We start from the raw sequence: 2,233 nt of genomic DNA on the forward strand, positions 1-2,233 counted from the left end.
CAATACTGCTCGGTTAAGGAAAATGGGGAGTAAAACCAAGAGAAAAGTGTTCGCGGTTTATTTACGAGAATAATTAAAATTGAGAGACTTACTTTTTCTCTTTGAGGCTATCGTACAAATCAACCCAATTTTGTCGGAGAGAATCAATACATGATTGCAAGTAATCAACTTGGGTTCTCCTCGCTACTTGCATGACCGCATCAACGTGAGCCGGACTTCCAGCCTTGCCTAAATGCTTGTATTTACTCAATTTGTCGGGTTGAGTGGTAGGAAAAATTGAGTGATTAGCGTGTAATTTGTAGTACCAATAAACCCCTTGCTTACCCCGTGCTTGGTAACGGGAAACACAGCAACCAGATGCTGCTATTTCTCCACCAGCCTTAATTTGTTGAATCATGATTTGCAACGTCGCAATAGTTTGTTGCAGTAATTCTGCTCTGGAAATCAGATCATCTTCTTTCGTCTTCATAATGAATTGAGAGGGGATTAAGATTAAGGCTCTCAAGGTAAAAGTAATCAAAAAAAATTATGTTCTCGATAGTATTTCGAGAACATAATACCATTTAATATATTATGAAGTGACAACTAAAATTCCACTCTTCCCTTCTGTTTTTAGTATATGTCACTGGTAAACTTTCAGGTACAAACAGCCTGTTTTGACCCCAAACAACTACTTTTGGCTTTGTCACAGGTAATTCCAGCACAAACCATAACGAATGCAATTGAAACTACTTCTAGCAGGGAGCGACGACAAAGAAGACTACCAACTTATGCAATTGTTACCTTAGTAATTGCCATGAGTTTTTGGTCATCGGACTCAATTATTGATGTCTTCAAAAATCTCATGCATGGCTTAAGTTCTTTACAAATACCATTAGGAATTCGTTGGCAAGTACCATCTTCTTCCTCAATTACTCCAAGCTCGTCAAAGAACAGGGGCGGCGGTAATGACTCGATTATTTTCCATGGTAGCAAAGCCCTTAGCCACAATATTAACACCAGGGGCTTTTTTGGGAGAATTAAGAATTATGGCGATGGATGGAACAGTAATGGACGTTCCAGACACAGAAAAAAATGCCAGAGTATTTGGCTATCCTGGTTCACCAAAAGGAACATATCCAGCTTTCCCCAAGGCTAGATTAGTGTTTTTAGTAGAGGCAGGTACTCACTTAATTATAGATGCATTAATAACTCCCTATCGCATCGGAGAACGAAGAAGTGCCTTAAAATTACTTCGCAGTATTGACTCTAGTATGTTATTAATGTGGGACAGAGGATTACATTCTTTCAAGATGGTGAATGCAATCATTAAACAAAAGGGTCATTTTCTTGGTCGTCTCCCAGTCCATGCGAAATTCGTAGTAGTTAAAACCTTTGCAGATGGCTCTTATAAATCGTGGATTGCACCTGATGGCAAGTCCAGAAAGAAGGGTGAAACCCGAATCCCCGTCCGCATCATTGAATATACTATTGAAGAGAATGGGATTCCAAAAACTTATCGGTTGATTACAAATTTAATGGATACTGCTAAATTTCCGGCTTTGATGTTAGCGCAAGAATATCATCAACGTTGGGAGGCAGAGAATACTTTAGATGAGTTAAAAATCCATTTGAATGGTCGAAAAACACATATCCGTTCTAAGAATCCTCGTGAAGTAGTCCAAGAAATTTATGGTTGGTTGTTGGCACATTATTGCCTCCGTTCTTTAATGTTTCAAAGTGCCACTTTGAAGAATATTTCTCCATTAAGGTTAAGCTTTGTTGGTAGTCTTCGAGTGATTCGTCGGGCGATTCCTGAGTTTCAACGTCAGATAAATAATCAACTGGATATCAACACATATTATAGTTGGTTAATTGCCGAAATCTCAGATTTAGAAATTCCTTTACGACAACATAGAAGTAATCCCAGGGTAGTCAAAAAAGCCCGCTCAAAGTTTAAGAGTAAAAAACGAAGTCATCGAAATCATGGTACTCCTCGACAACAACTATCTTTTCAAATTTTTAACCAAGCAAGTTGAATATATCCATTTTGATGCTTTTAATTTTTCATTCTCAATTGACAATTTATAGTTCCACGGTTTAAGGATATTCTCATCAATTGACAATTAAGTTTTTTCCGCGTGCCTTTTGTTAGGTATAAGCAACTTTTTTAGCTTTTATTGTTCTCGTAATGCCTACGCGAACAAAATATTTTTGACTTTACCCTCTATCTCCCCTTAACCGAACAGTATTG

1 protein-coding gene and 1 pseudogene are annotated in these 2,233 nt (G+C 37.9%); one reads left to right on the forward strand and one right to left on the reverse strand.

The features are described from left to right. Window positions 1-88: 88 nt before the first annotated feature. Window positions 89-469: a hypothetical protein gene (locus IQ228_RS24980; protein ID WP_193964838.1), complete on the reverse strand. Its 381-nt coding sequence runs from the start codon at window positions 467-469 to the stop codon at window positions 89-91. A 150-nt stretch (window positions 470-619) separates the two neighbouring features. On the opposite strand from IQ228_RS24980, the pseudogene IQ228_RS24985 reads away from it, so the two are divergent. Continuing rightward, window positions 620-2,018: pseudogene (locus IQ228_RS24985) on the forward strand (IS4 family transposase). Window positions 2,019-2,233 lie beyond the last annotated feature (215 nt).

Source organism: Dolichospermum sp. LEGE 00246, from assembly GCF_015207865.1.
Classification (GTDB): domain Bacteria; phylum Cyanobacteriota; class Cyanobacteriia; order Cyanobacteriales; family Nostocaceae; genus Dolichospermum; species Dolichospermum heterosporum.

Excerpts from the sequence above, each read along its gene's own strand:
- IQ228_RS24980 (WP_193964838.1), bottom strand. The coding sequence starts at position 469 with ATGAAGACGAAAGAAGATGATCTGATTTCCAGAGCAGAATTACTGCAA.